General features: G+C 62.4%; 1 protein-coding gene. It reads left to right on the top strand.

Features of this window, described 5'->3' with window-relative positions; genetic code table 11:
* Positions 1 to 59: 59 nt before the first annotated feature.
* Positions 60 to 1307: an IS256 family transposase gene (locus tag ACW73L_RS22095; protein ID WP_498924697.1), complete on the top strand. Its 1248-nt coding sequence runs from the start codon at positions 60 to 62 to the stop codon at positions 1305 to 1307.
* Positions 1308 to 1357 lie beyond the last annotated feature (50 nt).

Genomic DNA, 1357 nt, shown 5'->3' on the forward strand with positions numbered 1-1357 from the left:
GAGCCTGTCAGAATTTTTGTGTGTGAGGTTTACTCTGTCGTTGCAGACGAGGAGCCTTTATGCCAAGCAAGAAGACCACGGTGGCTAGCCAGGCGGCATTGCCGTCGATACCGAAAGAGCTGCTGGACCGGTTTGTGACGGGTCCGATGACGGCGGAGGCGGTTGAGACCGCCTCGCGAGCCTTCAAGAAGGCGCTGATCGAGCGTGCGTTGGGTGCGGAGTTGAGTCATCACCTCGGCTACCCGCCCGGGAGCGTCAAGCCTGAGGCGGTGGCCAATCACCGCAATGGCTGCAGCGCGAAGACGGTGCTGACCGAGGAGGGGCCGCTACGCATCGAGGTGCCGCGCGACCGCCAAGGCTCCTTCGAGCCGCAATTGATCGGGAAACACGAACGCCGTTTCACGGGTTTTGACGACAAGATCGTGGCACTCTACGCGCGCGGCATGACGGTGCGCGAGGTCCAGGGCTTTCTGGCCGAGCAGTACGGCGTCGAGGTGTCGCCGGAGTTCATCAGCACGGTGACCGAGGCCGTTATGGCCGAAGTCATGGCGTGGCAAAATCGGCCGTTGGAGCCGCTCTATCCGGTGGTCTTTTTCGATGCGCTGCGGGTCAAGATCCGCGAGGAGGCGGTGGTTCGCAACAAGGCGGTCTACCTGGCCCTGGGCGTCTTGCCGGACGGCACCCGGGACCTGCTGGGGCTGTGGATCGAGAACACCGAGGGCGCCAAATTCTGGCTGCGGGTCTTCAACGATCTCAAAACGCGCGGCGTCGGCGACATCCTGATTGCTGTCACCGATGGCCTCAAGGGCATGGCAGAAGCGCTCGGTGCCGCGTTTCCCGCCACCACGCTGCAAACCTGTCTCGTCCATCTGATCCGGAACAGCCTGGACTACGCCAGTTGGAAGGACCGCAAGGCGCTGGCCGCGGCCATCAAGCCGATCTACCGCGCCGCCACGGCCGAGGCGGCGCAGGCCGAGTTGGAGGCGTTCGCGCTCGGGCCCTGGGGCGCCAAATACCCGACCGTCGTCGCCGCCTGGCGGCGGGCCTGGGACAAAATCATCCCCTTTTTCGCTTTCCCGCCAGCGGTACGCAAGGTGATTTACACCACCAATGCGATCGAAAGCGTCAATGCGCGGCTGCGCAAAATCATCAAAACCCGCGGACACTTTCCCAGCGACGACGCGGCTTCCAAGCTGATCTGGCTGGCCTTGCGGAACATCACCGCGGACTGGGGACGCCCCGCACACGACTGGAAGACCGCCATGAATCAGTTTGCGATACTCTACGAAGAGCGCTTCATCCCCTGATCACAAGACTTTTTCCTAAACCCCTCACACACAGAATTTCTGACACTTCC

This window comes from Methylolobus aquaticus (genome assembly GCF_054172105.1).